This window comes from Halorubrum hochsteinianum (assembly GCF_023702125.1).
Lineage (GTDB): Archaea > Halobacteriota > Halobacteria > Halobacteriales > Haloferacaceae > Halorubrum > Halorubrum hochsteinianum.
Genome location: NZ_CP098415.1, coordinates 1,542,281 through 1,557,190, shown reverse-complemented (window position 1 = coordinate 1,557,190; position 14,910 = coordinate 1,542,281). Strand labels below are relative to the sequence as shown.

Here is a 14,910-nt window from a genome sequence, read left to right as displayed (position 1 = left end):
GTACGATGAACCTACTTCCGTAGACATTAGTCACTATCGGATAGGTTCGAAAGGGCGAATCGGAGAGAAATTTTCTTCAATAGTCGCCGACGGAGGGGCGTGGCGATAGCTATTTTCCGCGACGGACGAAACGTAAGGCGGGCGGCTTCTCCCGCCCGATATCACTATTCACACACCATGAAAGACACAGAAAAATACCTGATACACGCCACCATCGCGGCCGACGGCGTCGTCGAGCGGAGCGACGTCGTCGGGGCGGTGTTCGGCCAGACGGAGGGGCTGCTCGGCGACGAGCTGGACCTCCGGGACCTCCAGGAGTCCTCGCGCGTCGGCCGGATCGACGTCGCCGTCGAGTCGGAGAACGGGCAGTCGTTCGGCGAGGTCACCGTCGCCTCCAGCCTGGACAAGGTCGAGACCGCCATCTTAGCGGCCGCGTTGGAGACGATCGATCGCATCGGTCCCTGTCACGCCTCCGTGGAGGTGACGAGCATCGAGGACGTGCGGGCGGCGAAGCGCCGCGAGGTCGTCGAGCGCGCCAAGGAGCTGGTCGCCGGCGGCTTCGAGGAGACGAGCCTCGCGAGCAGCGACGTGTTAGAGGAGGTCCGCGACGCCGCCCGCGTCGAGGGCATCGTCGACTACGAGGGGCTCCCCGCCGGACCGCGGGTCGGCGACTCCGACGCCGTCATCGTCGTCGAGGGGCGCGCGGACGTGCTGACGCTGCTCGGCTGCGGCGTCAAGAACGCCGTCGCGGTCGAGGGGACGAACGTCCCCGAGGCGGTCGCCGACCTGACCGCAGACCGCACCGTCACCGCCTTCCTCGACGGCGACCGCGGGGGGGAGCTCATCCTCCGCGAGCTCGCGCAGGTCGGCGAGGTGGACTACGTCGCGTTCGCGCCGCCCGGCGAGTCCGTCGAGGACCTCGGCCGCGACGCCGTCTTCGAGGCGCTCCGCGGAAAGGTCCCGTACGCGAGCCTCGCGGACGCCGCCGACCTCCGGGCGGCCGCGAGCGACGAGTCGCCCGCCGACGGCGACGACCCCGGATCGGTCGCGCGCGTCGGCGACGGCGGCGCGGTGCCGAGCGACTCCCCGACGGACGACGCGGGCGGTCCGTCGCCCGAGTCGCCCGAACCGTCCGAATCCTCGGGCGTCGACCGGGCTGACGAACCGACCGAATCGGGAGAGGAACCGGACGCCTCCGACGAGGAACCGACCGAGTCCGGCGACGAACCCGCGGAATCTACGGCCGCGGGCCCCGGAACCGGCGGCGGCGCTGGGACCGACGTCGAGTCAGGCTCGGTGACGGACGACGACCTCGGTGCGGGGCCGACCGACGAACCGGACCCGAAATCGACTGACGAACCGGACGTGGAACCGACCGGGAACACGGACGCCGAATCGGTCGGGGACACGGAGACGGACGAGGCGGACGGACCCGGCGAGGCCGACGAGGACGCCGAGACCGCTGACGAACCGCGGTCGATCGGGGGCCACGTCCGGGAGGTCGTCGAGGGCGAGACCGGGCGCGCGCGCTTTCTCGGCCCGGAGTTCGACCGCCTCGACGAGGTCGACGCCGCCGACGCGTTCGACGCGCTCGACGCCGCCGACACCGCGCCGCACGCCGTCGTCGTCGACGGGACCGTCGACCAGCGCCTGCTCGACGTTGCGGCCCAGCGGGGCGTCGACGACCTGATCGGCCGCGACCTCGGGGAGTTCGTGAAGCGACCGGCGGGGACGCGCGTCCTCGCCGCCGCCGACGTCTGGGCCGAGGGCTGAGACGAGTCGCCGCCGGGAGAACGAATTTTTCTCGGAGTCGGGGTTCAGACGAGACCGACCGCGCCGAGCACCGCGAACAGCGCGTCGCCGTACGTCAGCGAGACGACGAGCCCGATCGCCATCGGGACGACGAACGGCATGCCGGGCGATACCGACACGCGGTCCGCGACGGCGACGACCTCCAGTCCGTCGCGGAGCGTCGCGGCGTCCGTGCCGTACGCGCCGTGATCGATGTCGTCGAGGAAGCGCTCGGCGGCCCACGGGTCGTCCACGACCGCGTCGTCGACCGCGCGGCCCCCGTCGGTCCGCGGGCCGACGTGGGTCCCGCCGTCGGTCGGGTCGAACGTCTCGCCGACCGAGTCGGGGTCGCGGAGCCCGTCCGGGTCGGCCCGCAGGTCCGCCAGCGTGAGGCCGCGCCAGCGGAGGTACATCCGGAGGGCGTCGAGGTCGAGTCCGCCCCGCGTCGGGCCGTCCGGGTCCTCGAACAGCCGTCCGTGTCTGTCGGGCAGCGACTCGGTCGCGACCGGGCGCGCGAAGAACATGTTCTTCGAGACCTCGCCGCGGACAAGGTTGAGCGCGGCGAGACCGACCGGGTAGGCGAGCCCGATCAACACCGTGTTCGTGAGGATCGTCAGCGAGAACACGCCGAGGTCGGTGTCGACGAGCGGGAAGAGGAGGTTCCCAACCTCGTAGGCCGGGAAGGTCGGGAAGATCACCGCGAGCGCGATCATCGCCTTGGCGTCGGCACCGCCGAACGCGCCGAGGTACCAGAAGGCGTAGCCGAGCGGCGCGACGAACAGCAGGCTGACCGCGGCCCGAACGAGGAATATCCGTCCGTCGAACCCCGCGAACGGCCACAGGGCGGCGGCCTCCCAGATCAGGAGGAGCGCGCCGAACAGGTACAGCGGCGGCCACAGTCGGTTCGGGAGGCGTCGGGTCCGGACGTCCCGGATCGCCGCCCACGCGAAGGCGGGGACGACGAGCAGTCGGAGGAGGTCCGGCAGCGTCGCGAACATGTCCCCACGGGGGACACCGGCCCAATTAGGCGTTCGGGTTCGGCTATCGCGATCGATACCGCTCCGCGATCTCCGGCGCACCGCTCCCGGATCCGCCGGGGCTTTGTGGGTCGACCGCCGACCGGGTCGCAATGCGCCGCCGCCTCGGGACGAGCCTGTACGCCGGCCTGCTGTTCACCGTCCTCGGCCTCGTCGCGTGGGCGACCGGCCAGCCGTTCGTCTTCCCGAGCCTCGGGCCGTCCGCGTTCGTCCTCGCGTTCGACCGGCGGAGCGAGCGGGAGCGCGCCGTCCGCGTGGTCGGCAGTCACCTGATCGGCGGGCTCGCCGGGCTGGCCGCGTGGACGGTCGTCGCGGACGGCGCGGCGCTCACCGCCACGCCGCCCGCGTTCTCCCCCGAGGGGTTCCGACTGACCGCGAGCGCGGTCGTCTCGCTCGTGGCGACCAGCTGGGCGATGATCGCGACCGGGACCGTCCACCCGCCGGCGTGCGCGACGACGCTCATCGTCTCGCTCGGCCTCCTCTCGACCCCGTCCGAGGTGGCGATCATCGTCGCGAGCGTGACGGTCCTCGTCGCCTTCCACGCCGCCGTCATCCTCGTGTTCAAGCGGCTCGTCGGGGACGCGCACCCGCTGTACGGGCGCGACGACGCCGGGGGCGGGGCGGGGTAGCCCGGGTCACTCGTCCGGCCGGTCCGGCCGCCTGTCGAAGACGTCGAGGACCGGCTCGGGCTCCGCGAGGCCCGGGATCCGGTACTCGTCGTCACGGAGTTCGATCACGACGGTCTCCGTGTCGAGCCGCCGAGAGAACCACCGGCGTTCCACCCGAAGGCCGGTCTCCTCCCACGCCTCAACGCGCCACAGCGGCACGCCGAACAGCCGGTCGCGCGCGACCAGCGCGCCGTCGCCGGCGCGGTACTCGACGAGTCCGTGCCGGAACTCGTGGTCGAGCGCGGCGAGGGAGAGGGGGAGCGCGACGGCCGCCGCGGCGAGGGCCGCGGCGGCCGCCGGGTTGCCGGCGAGGGCGAGCAGGAAGGCGACGAGCGCGGAAATCCCGCCGACGTACCACAGCCCCGGATGACTGAGGGGCGTCGTCAGCACTCCGGCGACCCGGGCGCGACGGGGCTGGCGGACCGTCTCGATCGGTCCCGCGAGCGACCCGTCGACCGGCTCCCGCGGAGGCGGGTCGTACGAGAACCCCAGATCGAGCGCCTGCGACTCGTCGAAGGCCGCCAGTCGGTCGGCGTACAGCCCCCCGAGGTCGAACGCGGCTTTCACCGCGACGATCCCAAGCAGGAGGGGGAGTCCGACCGCGGAGGGGTCGAGCGCCGAGATCGGCGTGTCGCTCTCCAGCGTCGTCACGGCGACGACGGTGACGGTAAACAGCGCACCGAAGAATATCGCTGCGCCGCGGGCGAATACCCCTCGGATCGCAGTCTGGGCGCTGTGATCGCGGTGCTCGCCGCGACCGAAGTACTCGACGAAGGTCGTCACCCCCTCGCCGACGAAGACGGCGAGGATCGCGAGCGTCACCGTGTCGAGCGCCTCCTGTCCCAGCCCGCCGTCCGCCGTCACCCCGACGGTGACCGTCCCGACGACCAGCCAGACGGCCGCGAGTAGCGGCACCGCGATCGGGAGGACGAGCAGCGAGGAGAGTCGGACTTCAACGCCGGTCCACGGGATCGACAGCCCGACCCGGCGCTGCGCGAGCGGCCCGGAGATCAGCACCTCGCGTTCGATCTCGGACGGCCGGCCGGCGAACAGCGCGCGGACGACGGCCCAGCCGGAGGCGATCCCGAGTTCGAACCAGTAGAGGGTCATCAACGCGGCCGCGTTCCAGCCGAGCGTGACGACGCCGACGAGCGGGAACAGGTTCGCGACCCCGACCGAGAGCGCTCGGGGGCGACGGCCGCGGGCGAGGACTCGAAGCCGGGCGAACGGACCGAGGGAGGGCATCCATCGGTCGTTCCGGGTCGCGGGACATAAGCGCCTCGGGAGCGGCGACGGTGAGGGACTCTCCCGACGGGCGAAAAACACTCGTCGCTCCCGGGGCGACGCGCGGACATGGCGGGTGAGTCCCTCCTCGCGCGGGCCGCGGTCCCCGCCGTCCTCCTCGGGGCCGTCGTGATCGCCCTCGCCGTCGCCGCGGTCGCGGTCCAGTACGTCGGGAGCGCGTGGCTCGGCGCGTACCTCGCGCTCGCCGGCGTCGGCGGGGTCGGCGTCGGGATCGTCGGTCTCGGACTGGCCGCGTACGCGTTCGGCTGATCGGCGGCGACGGATGGCCGTGCGGGCCCCGGACCGGAACCGTCGCGCCCGTCAGCGCGCCGGGCCGGCGTCGTGGTGGAGGTACAGGTACGCGAGCACCGGAACGATCGTGAACACGAGCGTCGAGAGCCCCCAGACGACCGCGTAGCGGCTGCCGCGCGCCCTCGCGTCGCGGTAGATCCACACCGCGGCGGCGACGACGACCCCGTAGATCACGAGCGTGAGCGGGAGCGACCACGGGAGGGAGACCCCGAAGAGGGTCATGGCTCCCCGCCGGTGAGGTCGGCGCACATCACGAAGTCCGGTTCGGCCGCGACCGGGACGCGGTTCGCCCCGGTGTCGCTCACGTGTTCGACCGTCTCGGGGATCAGCACGCGGGCGTTGTCGGCCTCGGCCGCTCCGGCGTCGGCGGAAATCGCGTCGTACAGCGCCCCCGCCGCGTCGGCGTCGCGCCACGCGGCCGCGCCGTACGTCGCGGTCCGAACGGTCTCGCCGTCGACCTCGCGCTCCGTCACGCGCGTCCGGACCGCGAAGCCGGCGAACCCGTCCGCGTCGACGACGCCGAGCAGTCGGTCCTCGGCGGCCGCGGTCGCCAGCCGCTCGCGCGTGAGCGCCGAGTAGGCCCACGACTCGTCGGGGTCGAGCGCCAGCCCGCGCAGGCGGTCGCGGGCGTCGCTGTCGCTCCAGAACGCCCACGCCGCGTTCGGGTCGGGGTCGGCGAGGATGCCGAGTCCGGCCGCGTCGGCGGCGACCGCGCCGTCACCGACCGCGTCCGGATCGGGGTCCGGCTCCGCGAACCGGAACTCGGTCTCCGGCTCGAAGCCGACCGCCCGCGACTGCCCGAGCCCCATGATGTTCCACGAGAAGACCATGTTGCGGCAGACGGTCGCGCCGCGGTCGCGCGACCAGTCGAGCGCGGTCTCGGAGAGCGCGGTGCCGACGCCGTGGCCGCGCGCGGCGGGGTCGACGCGGATCCCCTGCCCCCACGCCTCCCACTCGGAGAGCGAGACGGCCTGAATACAGCCGACGACGGCCTCCGGGTCGCCCGCGTCGGCGGCCCCCGTCCCGTCGCCCTCGACGTGCGTGTCGCCCGTTTCCCGCCCGTCGAGGTCGCCGGCCTCGGCGGCCGCGGGCGGCAGCGTCGCGACGAACGTCCCGCGGTCCGGGTCGTCCGACGCGGCCCAGTCGGGGAACACCCGCGGGATGTAGTCCTCGTGGCGCTCGCCCCACGTGTCCCGGGTGAACGCCGCGACCGCGTCGGCGTCGGCCGGGCGCGCCTCGCGGACGACGAGGTCGGGACCCGGATCGGAGCCGGACGCCGACCCGTCCTCCGATCCCGTCATCGCCAGGGCTGAGACTCCTCGGTCAACTCGCCCGCGAGGTCCCGCCCCATCGCCTCGGCGGGGTCCGAGACGTTCGCGAGCGCCCACATCAGCTTCACCTTCGCGGTGCCGGGGAGGGTGTCGCCGGCCTCAACGACGCCCGCGTCGAGCAGGTCGCGGCCGGTGTCGTACACGCGGTCGCAGACGCGGCCCGAGAGACACTGGCTCGTCATCGCGACGACGGTCCCGCCCTCGACCAGCTCCTCGATCCGCGGGATGAGGTCGGTGTGGACGTGGCCGAGTCCGGTCCCCTCGATCACGACGCCGTCCTTCTCGTCGAGGTAGTCCCACGCCGCCGGGTCCATCCCAGGCGTGAACTTAACGAGCTCCACGTCGCCGTCGAGGTCGGGGGCGACCGCGACGCCGTCGCCCCCGGAGGCTGCGGCCGCGTCGGAATCACCGCCGGCGGGACCGGTCCCGGTCTCGCCGCGCGGGAGGGGCTCGCGGTGCCACTCGATCGCGGCGTCGGCCGCGTCGCCCTCGCTCCCCGCCGCCGCGGCGGCCTCGTAGTCGATCAGCCCGAGCGGGGCGGCACCGACCGTCTCGAAGGCGTCCCGGCGCGAGGTGTGGTTCTTGCGGACGCGCGTGCCGCGGTGGAGCGCGCAGGCGTCGTCGGAGGGGGACGCGTGCATACACACCAGCGTCTCGGCGTGGTCGGCCTTCGCGGCCTCGACGGCGCACACCGCGTTCATCACGTTGTCGGAGGAGGGGCGGTCCGCGGAGCGCTGGCTCCCGGTGAACACGACCGGGACCGGCGAGTCGAGCATGAAGGAGAGCGCGGACGCGGAGTACTGCATCGTGTCCGTGCCGTGCATCACGACGACGCCGTCGGCCCCCGCCTCGATCTCCTCGCGGACGGCCGCGGCCAGCTCCCGCCAGATGGACGGTTCCATGTTCTCCGAGAGGATGTTCGCGACGACCCGACCGCGGTAGTTCGCGCGCCCGGCGAGCTCCGGGACGGCCCGGAGGACGTCCTCGGCGTCGAACTGCGCGGTGACCGCCCCCGTCCGGTAGTCCACGGTGGAGGCGATCGTCCCCCCGGTGGAGATGAGCGAGACGGTGGGCAGGTCGTCGTCGAAGGTGATCGCCGAGGTGGCGTCGCCGTCGTCGGTCTCGGCCGCGGGGTCGACCTCGCGGACGGCGGACTCCAACACCTCGACGTCGGCCGCGTCGCGGTCGATCCCGACGTTGTAGCCCCCGTCGAGCTTGACGACGAGGTGGTCGCGCGTCGTGGAGGGGAGCAGTACGCCCTCGTTGGTGACGCCCCCGCGCTCGACGCGGACGCGATCTCCCGGTTGCATACGACCGGGTTCCGCCGGGGCGGACTTGAATCCAACCGTTCGCGGCGCGCGCCGGGCGGTTCGGAGCGCCGCGGCTCGGGACCGAGCGAGCGGACCGGTGGGCGGTCGGAAGCGATCCGGTGATCGGGAACGGCTCGACGGAGACGAAAAGAGAGAGAACGGCTCGACGGAGCCGACGGTTATCGGTCGACCGCGGGAGTCGCGGGCGGTCGGGTCAGTGCTCGATGTACTCGGCTTCCCAGTCGGTGCGCGCCTCGATCTCGCGGCGGCCGCGGCGCGTCAGCGTGTAGTAGTTGGTGCGGCGGTCGCGCTGGCCCTTCTCGACGAGTCCCTTCTCGACGAGCGTGTCGAGGTTCGGGTAGAGGCGGCCGTGATGGATCTCCTTCTCGTAGTACTCTTCGAGCTCCTCTTTGATCGCCAGCCCGTGCGGCTCGTCGAGCCCCGCGATCACGTAGAGCAGGTCGCGCTGAAAACCTGTGAGGTCGTACATACAACTGCCAATGTATACCTGTCGAAAATAAATAAATATACCGTTATATCAGTCTTCGTACGACCGGACGCCCGGCCTTACCTCCCCGTAACGGACACGTTCGTCGTGTCAGATCCGCAACCGTCGGCGGCGGCGGACGGCGGATTCGCGGTCGAACGTCGTTTTCCCGGTCTGATACGTGGTGCGAACCGACGGCGACCGCACACGAACCGAGACGGTCCCGAGCGGCGTCGCGACTCCTCGGGTCTGGCAGGAGCGAGACGAAGTCGGCGCTAGCCGGTCGAGTTGTCGGAAGAAGGCACGCCCGACGCGGAAAAAAGCCGCGTCGGACCTGCCGATTGGTCCCCGCTGACGCTTCGGCCCTCCAGACGAAGCGTCACCTGAACGTACACCGTAGAGATTGATAAACGTGTCGTACGTCGCTCACATGTGTTCCTCTTCTAACACCCAGCCGAGCGCGCGCTTGTAGTGGGTGAACAGCTCCTCGACGCCGCGGTGGTTCATCTCCTCGTCGTCCAGCTGTTCGCGGAGGAACTCGTACTGCTCTCGGATCTCCTCTTCGGAGCGCATAGACGGTGGGAAGGCCGCCGGGCGGATAGTGTTGTGGCCGGAAGCGCCGCGGACGCCGAGCGTCGTCCCGACGGGCGTCGTCCCGACGGAGTCGGTCTACCGATACCACGCGACCAGCACGCCGACGACGAGCGACACGCCGACGACGGTCAGGACGCCGCCGAGCAGCGCCGAGGCGTCGAGCGTCGCCACGCCGAGCACCGTCGCCACGCCGACCGCCGTCGTCAGGACGCCGAAAATTAGGAAGACGGCTCCCCACACGACGTCGGGGACGACCTTGGCGATCTCGCCGACGATCACGTCGAGTATCTCGTCGAGCATGGAGGGTGAGAACGTGGGCGTCGACAGTTCCCACCGAAAAAAGCGTGCCGGTGGTCGGGGTAGGCTGATCCGAGACGCGCCGTTACCGGCGGGAACGGTCCGGGACCTCAGCCGCTCACCCGTACGGTGGTGTGGTTCCTTACGGATCGCTGATCGACACGAACACTCCGAAGCCCCAGCCGCGAGGCCTCGCGCGACTTGCTGCGCGCTTCAGTTGCTCGCGCTGCTCGCTCCTTCCAGTGCTTACTTCGCCGTGCTTCGTCCTCGCGGCTGCCCCTTCGAGTCCCGCCCCGCACAGCACCGCGCCTCACACCTCCCCAGCCTCGTCCACCGGTCTCCGCTTCGCTCCGACCGGTCGACTCCCTCGCGCGTGCGACTCGCGCCCTGTCGGGCGCTCGTCGGCACGCGCCACCGCACGCGTGATCACTACTACCATCCACTCCCTGAGTGCGGTTCGGGGTTCCCGCCCGTGCCGACGAACGGTAACGTTGATACGTCGACCGCGGGTAGGAGCGGAGAGATGGACGACCGGACCCGCGAGTATCTCCGGGGTCGCTTCGGCGACTACTACCGGTCGGTCTCGCTGTCGCTCCCGCCCGACGCGAACCTCCGCGAGTGGGGCCACATCCCGTGGACCCCGGGGTCGGGGACGACGATGGTCCGCCACCAGTCGCTCTTCGATCTGGGCGACGTCGACACGTTCTTCGCGGACAACGCGCCGCGGCACGCCTACTTCTCGGCCGCGCGCTACGACGACCCCGGCGCGGCGACGATGGGCCAGAAGGGGTGGCGGAACGCCGACCTCGTCTTCGACCTGGACGCCGACCACCTCCCCGGCGTCGACCCGGAGACGACGAGCTATCCCGAGATGCTGGCCGAGTGTAAGGACGCCCTCCTGCGACTGCTCGATTTCATCGACGACGACTTCGCGTTCGATGACGTGACCGTCGTCTTCTCGGGCGGGCGGGGGTATCACGTCCACGTCCGGGACGAGAGCGTTCGGGAGTTGGACAGCGACGCGCGCCGCGAGGTCGTCGACTACGTGCGCGCCATCGACCTCGACACCGACGGCCTGATCCACACCGTCTCCGAGCGCGGCACGACGAAGCGCGTCCTCCGCACCGAGGGCGGGTGGGGCGCGCGCGTCCACGAGGCCCTGATCGAGTACGCCGACGACCTCCGCGAGAAGGACGACGAGGCCGCCCGCGAGCAGTTGACGAAGTTCGACGGGATCGGTGAGAAGGGCGCGGAGACGATCCTCGGCGCGTTCGACCGGAACCCGACCGCGGTCCGCGAGGGCAACGTCGAGGCCGGCGGCCCGGGCGTCAGGCGGCTCGTCTCCGCGCTCGCCGCGCGCGTCGCCGCGGAGGATGCCGCGCCGATCGACGAGCCGGTGACGACCGACACCCGCCGGCTCATCCGGCTGCCGGGCACGCTCCACGGCGGATCCGGGCTGGTCGTCACGCCGCTCGACCGCGACGAACTCGCCGACTTCGAGCCGCTCCGGGACGCGGTCCCGGAGCGGTTCGTCGGCCGCGAGATCCGGATCGAGGCCGACGCGGATCGGACGGTAGAATTAAACGGCGAGCGCGTCAGAGTTGAATCCGGCACAGTCACCGTGCCCGAGTACGCGGGCGTGTTCCTGATGGCCCGCGGCGAAGCACGGAAAGCCCCCGAACGATGACGGACGACAAATGAACCTCGACGAACTCCGGTCCGCGCAGGCGAAGGAGCGCCGGAAGGACAGCCTCCAGCACCTGCGGGACTCGTTTTACGACGACGTGGGCGCGTACGTCGCGGACCTCCGCGCCGCGCGCGACCGCCGCGCGGAGCAGGTCGAGAACCCCTTCGAGGACGACGACGTGCGGCGGCTCTCCGACGAGGTCGAGACCGCCGAGGAGGTCGCCGAGGCCCTCTACGAGCGGCGGGTCGGCAAGGTCGTCAAACTCGCCTCCTTCGCCGCGGCGGACATGTCGGTCGACGAGGAGGGGATGACGACCGAGGAGCGCCGGCTGTTCGACGACCTCGTCGAGCGCATCACCGCGAACAAGTCGGAGGTGCTCGACGTCCTCGCCGGCGAGTCTCCGGTCGGCGACGAGCCGACGACGCCGGACGATTCGCCGGCGGGAGACGGGTCGCCCGCACCGGACGAGTCCCCGGTCGCCGGCGAGCCGGCCGGAACGGAGCGAGCGCCCGAGACGAACGGGACCCCGTCGACCGGCGACCCGGAGCCCGCCGGTGCGGAACCGGTCGACGCGGAGCGACCCGGCTCGCCGTCCCCCGACGCCGACGCGGGCGCGCTCGCCGGCGCGATGGGCGGCGACGACGCGGACCCGGCCACCGACGGGTCACCGGAACCGACCGCACACGACGCGGCCCCGCCCGCCGGGTCTGACGGCGACGGCGACGGGACGACGCCCGTTCCGCCCGATCCGGCCCCGCCGGGAGCCGTCGGGGTCGACGGTGAGGCCGACGGTACCGAGAGGGCGGACAGAACGGAGGGTCTCGCGGACGCCGACCCCACCGAAGACACGGCCGGCGAGACGGGTCCGGGAGCGACGACAGACGGCGGCGCGGTTCCCGACGCGCGCGCGGGCGGCGAGCCGGACGCCGAGACCGGTCCGGGGGGATCGGACGCCGAGACCGGTCCGGGGGGATCGGACGCTGAGACCGACCCGGCGGAGTCGACGGACCGAGCGACCGTCCGGATCACCCGCGACGTCGGGGCCATCTTCGGCGTCGACGAGCGCGAGTACGAGCTCGCGAGCGAGGACGTGGTCTCGCTCCCGCTCGAGAACGCCGACCCGCTCGTCCAGCGCGACGCCGCCGAGCGGGTCGACTGATCGACCGACGGACACTAACCCCGCGGGCGGCTACGGGCGGTCGATGGAGTTGGAGTTCCTCGGCGGTGCCCGCGAGGTCGGCCGGAGCGCCCTCCTCGTCGACGACACGCTCCTCATCGACTACGGGCTCTTGGCCGGCGAGCCGCCGCGGTATCCGGTGCGGGATCCCGAGCCGGAGGCGGTCGTCGTCTCGCACGGCCACCTCGACCACGTCGGTGCCGTCCCGGCGCTGCTGAAGGGCGACCGCCGGCCGCCGGTCCACTGGACTCCGCCGACCGGGGAGCTCGCGCGGACGCTCGCGGAGGACACGCTGAAGCTCCACGGGAACAGCCCGCTGTGCCCGTTTTCGGCGGAGCACGTCGCGCGGCTGGGCGAGGCGGAGCGACGGCACGGCTACGGCGACCCCTTCCTGGTCGCGGGCGGCGTCGCCGCCGGCGGCTACGAGGTGACGCTGTTTCCGGCGGGGCACATCCCCGGCTCCGCGCACGTCCTCGTCGACGACGGGGAGACGCGACTGCTGTACACCGGCGACTTCCACACCGACGACCAGCGGCTGGTGGCGGGGACGACCGCGCGCCCCGACGCCGACGTCGTGGTCTGTGAGTCCACCTACTCGGACGTCGACCACGAGCCCCGGGCCGCCGTCGAGGACGGGTTCGCGGAGAGCGTCGAGACGACGCTGTGGGAGGGCGGCACCGTGGTCGTCCCGGCGTTCGCCATCGGGCGCACGCAGGAGCTACTGTTAGTCTGCGAGGCGCACGACATCCCCTGTTACGTCGACGGGATGGGCAAGGAAGTGACCCGGATGCTGCGGCGGCATCCTGAGTTCGTCCGCGACGCCGACGCGCTCCGGCGCGCGACCTCGCACGCCCGGTTCGTCACCGGCCGCGACGGGCAACGCAAGCGGATCGCGGACCAGAACGCGGCGATCGTCACCACGAGCGGGATGCTCTCGGGCGGGCCGGCGATGACGTACGTCCCCGCGGTCCGGTCGAACCCGACGAACAAGGTGACGCTGACCGGGTATCAAGTCGAGGGGACGCCGGGCCGGAACCTGCTGGAGACGGGCAGCGCCGAGATCGACGGGCGCGTGATGACCGTCGCCGCGCGGGTCGAGGGGTACGACTTCTCCGCGCACGCGGACCGCGAGGGCCTGCGGTCGTTCCTCGACGCGTACCCGGACGCGCGGGTGCTGGTGAACCACGGGGATCGCTGTGCGGCGTTCGCAGAAGAGCTGCGAGCGGACGGGTTTGCGGCGAGCGCGCCGGAGATTGGAGAACAGATCGTAGTGTGACGCAGCGACGAGACATTGGCGCAGCGAAGCCTTACTCCCCGCCGTCGGTGTACGCCCAGTCGTCGAGCACGCGCTCGGCCCGCCGGTTCGCGGCCGCGGGGCTCGGCCGCTCGCCGTCGGCGACCGTCGCGGAGAGCTGGCGGGCGAGCTCGTACACGGCACCGCCGTCCGCGCGCTCGGCCACGCGCTCGAAGGTCGGCCGGTAGCTCGCGGCGGCGCGCTGTCCGACGTCGTCGAGCGAGGCGTCGATGGTGTATTCGAGCTGACGGACCGCTTCCTCGGGTTCCATACGCGATCCACCGGCTCGGATCCACTTAAAGCTACTCGGATTCGGAACTGAGTTAATTGCTCACCTTCGGCCGCGCCGAACCGACGTTTATACGCCTCCGGCGCGGCGAGTGGAGCCATGACCGACGCAGACGAGTCCGGCGCTGACGCCGCCGCCGAGGTCCCCGCTCCCGCCGATCGCGCCCCCGATGTCGACGAGCGCGCCGCGGCCGCGGCGGAGGCGGCGCGGGCGGGCGCGGCCCTCGCGAACGAGCATTTCCGGAGCGACATCGACGTAGAGACGAAAGGCGAGACCGACGACGTGGTCACCGAGGCGGACCGCGCGGCCCAGCGGGTCGTCATCGAGACGATCCGCGAGACGTTCCCGGACGACGCGGTCGTCGGCGAGGAGGAGGACGAGCGCAAGACCGTCCCCGACGCGGGCGCGGCGTGGGTGATCGACCCCATCGACGGCACGCACAACTACGTCCGCGACATCCCGGTGTGGGCCACCGCGGTCGCGGCCGTCGTCGACGGCGAGCCGGTCGCGGCCGCGATCGTCGCGCCCGCGCTCGGCGACGTCTACACCGCGACGCCCGAGGGCGCGTTCCGAAACGGCGACCCGATCTCGGTCAGCGACGTGAGCGACCCCCGGCGGGCCGTCGTCGACCCGACGATCTGGTGGGAGCACGACGCGCGCGACGAGTACGCCCGCGCGTGCGAGGCGATCGTCTCGCGCTTCTCGGACATGCGCCGACTGGGCGCGGCGCAGGTCGTGTTGCCCACGGTCGCCGCCGGCGGGTTCGAGGGGACGATCACCAATCTGCGGGCGAACCCCTGGGACACCGTCGCGGGCGTGTTCGTCATCCGGCAGGCCGGCGGGCGCGTGACGGATCTGGAGGGTAACCGGTGGCGACACGACTCGACCGGGCTGGTGGCCTCGAACGTCGACCTCCACGACGAGGTGCTGGCGGCCGCCCGAGCGATCGAGGAACTGGACTGAGCGTCGCTATTTCTGTGAGATGCGGACGGCGCGCCACCGAGCGGCCGCCCTCGGCGGCCGCGAGGGCCCCGCGAGGGAGGCGGCGGTCCGGCGCGGCTCCGCCCGCGCCGGGCCGTCCGCCGAGGCTGGGGAGGCGTGAGGTGCGGGCGGTCGCAGTCGGGCGGGACTCGAAGGGGCAGTCGCGAGGCGGGCGCAGGCGACGGCAGGACCGCAGCGAGTGAGCGAAGCGAACGAGCGAGGACCGCAACGAGCGTGCGCCCGCCTCGCGGCTGGGGCTTCGGTGGCGTTCTCGGTCGCGTCGATCGGACCGCCACATCGCCGAGCGACTGGACCCTCGGGCGTCACTATCTCAGCGAGTTCAACGACGTACAGCCGAGGGTTCAAATTCG

At 72.0% G+C, this 14,910-nt stretch carries 16 protein-coding genes; 7 read left to right on the top strand and 9 right to left on the bottom strand.

The window, feature by feature from the left end:
- The first annotated feature begins 177 nt into the window (after window positions 1-177).
- The gene (gene dnaG / locus NAF06_RS07755; protein ID WP_008584675.1) at window positions 178-1,773 is read left to right on the top strand and encodes a DNA primase DnaG; all 1,596 of its coding nucleotides are present in this window, start codon (window positions 178-180) and stop codon (window positions 1,771-1,773) included.
- Window positions 1,774-1,817: 44 nt separating this feature from the next.
- Here the strand turns inward: dnaG and NAF06_RS07750 are convergent, their stop codons facing one another.
- The gene (locus tag NAF06_RS07750) at window positions 1,818-2,789 is read right to left on the bottom strand and encodes a prepilin peptidase (RefSeq protein WP_008584677.1); all 972 of its coding nucleotides are present in this window, start codon (window positions 2,787-2,789) and stop codon (window positions 1,818-1,820) included.
- 131 nt (window positions 2,790-2,920) lie between these two features.
- Here NAF06_RS07750 and NAF06_RS07745 point away from each other — a divergent pair, with 131 nt between their 5' ends.
- A complete protein-coding gene (locus NAF06_RS07745; protein WP_008584679.1) occupies window positions 2,921-3,457 on the top strand; it encodes an HPP family protein in 537 nt (178 codons plus the stop codon).
- A 6-nt stretch (window positions 3,458-3,463) separates the two neighbouring features.
- Here the strand turns inward: NAF06_RS07745 and NAF06_RS07740 are convergent, their stop codons facing one another.
- The gene (locus NAF06_RS07740) at window positions 3,464-4,741 is read right to left on the bottom strand and encodes a DUF6498-containing protein (protein ID WP_008584681.1); all 1,278 of its coding nucleotides are present in this window, start codon (window positions 4,739-4,741) and stop codon (window positions 3,464-3,466) included.
- 108 nt (window positions 4,742-4,849) lie between these two features.
- Between NAF06_RS07740 and NAF06_RS07735 the strand changes: the two genes are divergently transcribed.
- Window positions 4,850-5,050, top strand: coding sequence for a hypothetical protein (locus NAF06_RS07735; protein ID WP_008584683.1), 201 nt, complete (start codon window positions 4,850-4,852; stop codon window positions 5,048-5,050).
- Window positions 5,051-5,101: 51 nt separating this feature from the next.
- Here the strand turns inward: NAF06_RS07735 and NAF06_RS07730 are convergent, their stop codons facing one another.
- From NAF06_RS07730 to NAF06_RS07705, 6 genes are all read right to left on the bottom strand, one after another.
- Window positions 5,102-5,314, bottom strand: a complete 213-nt coding sequence (locus tag NAF06_RS07730) for a hypothetical protein (RefSeq protein WP_008584685.1) — start codon at window positions 5,312-5,314, stop codon at window positions 5,102-5,104.
- A complete protein-coding gene (locus tag NAF06_RS07725; protein WP_008584687.1) occupies window positions 5,311-6,393 on the bottom strand; it encodes a GNAT family N-acetyltransferase in 1,083 nt (360 codons plus the stop codon). The genes NAF06_RS07730 and NAF06_RS07725 overlap by 4 nt, the downstream gene beginning before the upstream one ends.
- The gene (gene gatD, locus NAF06_RS07720) at window positions 6,390-7,733 is read right to left on the bottom strand and encodes a Glu-tRNA(Gln) amidotransferase subunit GatD (protein WP_008584689.1); all 1,344 of its coding nucleotides are present in this window, start codon (window positions 7,731-7,733) and stop codon (window positions 6,390-6,392) included. The genes NAF06_RS07725 and gatD overlap by 4 nt, the downstream gene beginning before the upstream one ends.
- 214 nt (window positions 7,734-7,947) lie before the next feature.
- Complete coding sequence (locus NAF06_RS07715; RefSeq protein WP_004597247.1) at window positions 7,948-8,223, bottom strand: PadR family transcriptional regulator; 276 nt, start codon at window positions 8,221-8,223, stop codon at window positions 7,948-7,950.
- Between the two features lie 423 nt (window positions 8,224-8,646).
- Complete coding sequence (locus NAF06_RS07710) at window positions 8,647-8,793, bottom strand: hypothetical protein (RefSeq protein WP_006630283.1); 147 nt, start codon at window positions 8,791-8,793, stop codon at window positions 8,647-8,649.
- A gap of 96 nt (window positions 8,794-8,889) precedes the next feature.
- On the bottom strand, window positions 8,890-9,114 hold the full coding sequence (locus NAF06_RS07705) for a hypothetical protein (RefSeq protein ID WP_008584693.1): 225 nt from the start codon (window positions 9,112-9,114) through the stop codon (window positions 8,890-8,892).
- Between the two features lie 520 nt (window positions 9,115-9,634).
- Here NAF06_RS07705 and priS point away from each other — a divergent pair.
- The 3 genes from priS to NAF06_RS07690 are packed head-to-tail and all read left to right on the top strand — an operon-like array spanning window position 9,635 to window position 13,251.
- Complete coding sequence (gene priS / locus NAF06_RS07700; RefSeq protein ID WP_008584695.1) at window positions 9,635-10,798, top strand: DNA primase small subunit PriS; 1,164 nt, start codon at window positions 9,635-9,637, stop codon at window positions 10,796-10,798.
- Between the two features lie 10 nt (window positions 10,799-10,808).
- The gene (locus tag NAF06_RS07695) at window positions 10,809-11,957 is read left to right on the top strand and encodes a DNA replication complex subunit Gins51 (protein WP_008584697.1); all 1,149 of its coding nucleotides are present in this window, start codon (window positions 10,809-10,811) and stop codon (window positions 11,955-11,957) included.
- A 43-nt stretch (window positions 11,958-12,000) separates the two neighbouring features.
- Complete coding sequence (locus NAF06_RS07690; protein ID WP_008584699.1) at window positions 12,001-13,251, top strand: MBL fold metallo-hydrolase; 1,251 nt, start codon at window positions 12,001-12,003, stop codon at window positions 13,249-13,251.
- A gap of 31 nt (window positions 13,252-13,282) precedes the next feature.
- Here the strand turns inward: NAF06_RS07690 and NAF06_RS07685 are convergent, their stop codons facing one another.
- On the bottom strand, window positions 13,283-13,540 hold the full coding sequence (locus tag NAF06_RS07685; RefSeq protein WP_008584701.1) for a hypothetical protein: 258 nt from the start codon (window positions 13,538-13,540) through the stop codon (window positions 13,283-13,285).
- 117 nt (window positions 13,541-13,657) lie between these two features.
- Between NAF06_RS07685 and NAF06_RS07680 the strand changes: the two genes are divergently transcribed.
- The gene (locus tag NAF06_RS07680) at window positions 13,658-14,521 is read left to right on the top strand and encodes an inositol monophosphatase family protein (protein WP_008584703.1); all 864 of its coding nucleotides are present in this window, start codon (window positions 13,658-13,660) and stop codon (window positions 14,519-14,521) included.
- Window positions 14,522-14,910 lie beyond the last annotated feature (389 nt).

Bases quoted from the DNA above. Each gene is read 5' to 3' on its own strand.
- NAF06_RS07740 (WP_008584681.1), bottom strand. From the start codon at position 4,741: ATGCCCTCCCTCGGTCCGTTCGCCCGGCTTCGAGTCCTCGCCCGCGGC.
- priS (WP_008584695.1), top strand. From the start codon at position 9,635: ATGGACGACCGGACCCGCGAGTATCTCCGGGGTCGCTTCGGCGACTAC.
- NAF06_RS07690 (WP_008584699.1), top strand. From the start codon at position 12,001: ATGGAGTTGGAGTTCCTCGGCGGTGCCCGCGAGGTCGGCCGGAGCGCC.
- NAF06_RS07750 (WP_008584677.1), bottom strand. From the start codon at position 2,789: ATGTTCGCGACGCTGCCGGACCTCCTCCGACTGCTCGTCGTCCCCGCC.
- NAF06_RS07715 (WP_004597247.1), bottom strand. From the start codon at position 8,223: ATGTACGACCTCACAGGTTTTCAGCGCGACCTGCTCTACGTGATCGCG.
- dnaG (WP_008584675.1), top strand. From the start codon at position 178: ATGAAAGACACAGAAAAATACCTGATACACGCCACCATCGCGGCCGAC.
- NAF06_RS07685 (WP_008584701.1), bottom strand. From the start codon at position 13,540: ATGGAACCCGAGGAAGCGGTCCGTCAGCTCGAATACACCATCGACGCC.
- gatD (WP_008584689.1), bottom strand. From the start codon at position 7,733: ATGCAACCGGGAGATCGCGTCCGCGTCGAGCGCGGGGGCGTCACCAAC.
- NAF06_RS07710 (WP_006630283.1), bottom strand. From the start codon at position 8,793: ATGCGCTCCGAAGAGGAGATCCGAGAGCAGTACGAGTTCCTCCGCGAA.
- NAF06_RS07735 (WP_008584683.1), top strand. From the start codon at position 4,850: ATGGCGGGTGAGTCCCTCCTCGCGCGGGCCGCGGTCCCCGCCGTCCTC.
- NAF06_RS07680 (WP_008584703.1), top strand. From the start codon at position 13,658: ATGACCGACGCAGACGAGTCCGGCGCTGACGCCGCCGCCGAGGTCCCC.
- NAF06_RS07705 (WP_008584693.1), bottom strand. From the start codon at position 9,114: ATGCTCGACGAGATACTCGACGTGATCGTCGGCGAGATCGCCAAGGTC.
- NAF06_RS07695 (WP_008584697.1), top strand. From the start codon at position 10,809: ATGAACCTCGACGAACTCCGGTCCGCGCAGGCGAAGGAGCGCCGGAAG.
- NAF06_RS07730 (WP_008584685.1), bottom strand. From the start codon at position 5,314: ATGACCCTCTTCGGGGTCTCCCTCCCGTGGTCGCTCCCGCTCACGCTC.
- NAF06_RS07725 (WP_008584687.1), bottom strand. From the start codon at position 6,393: ATGACGGGATCGGAGGACGGGTCGGCGTCCGGCTCCGATCCGGGTCCC.
- NAF06_RS07745 (WP_008584679.1), top strand. From the start codon at position 2,921: ATGCGCCGCCGCCTCGGGACGAGCCTGTACGCCGGCCTGCTGTTCACC.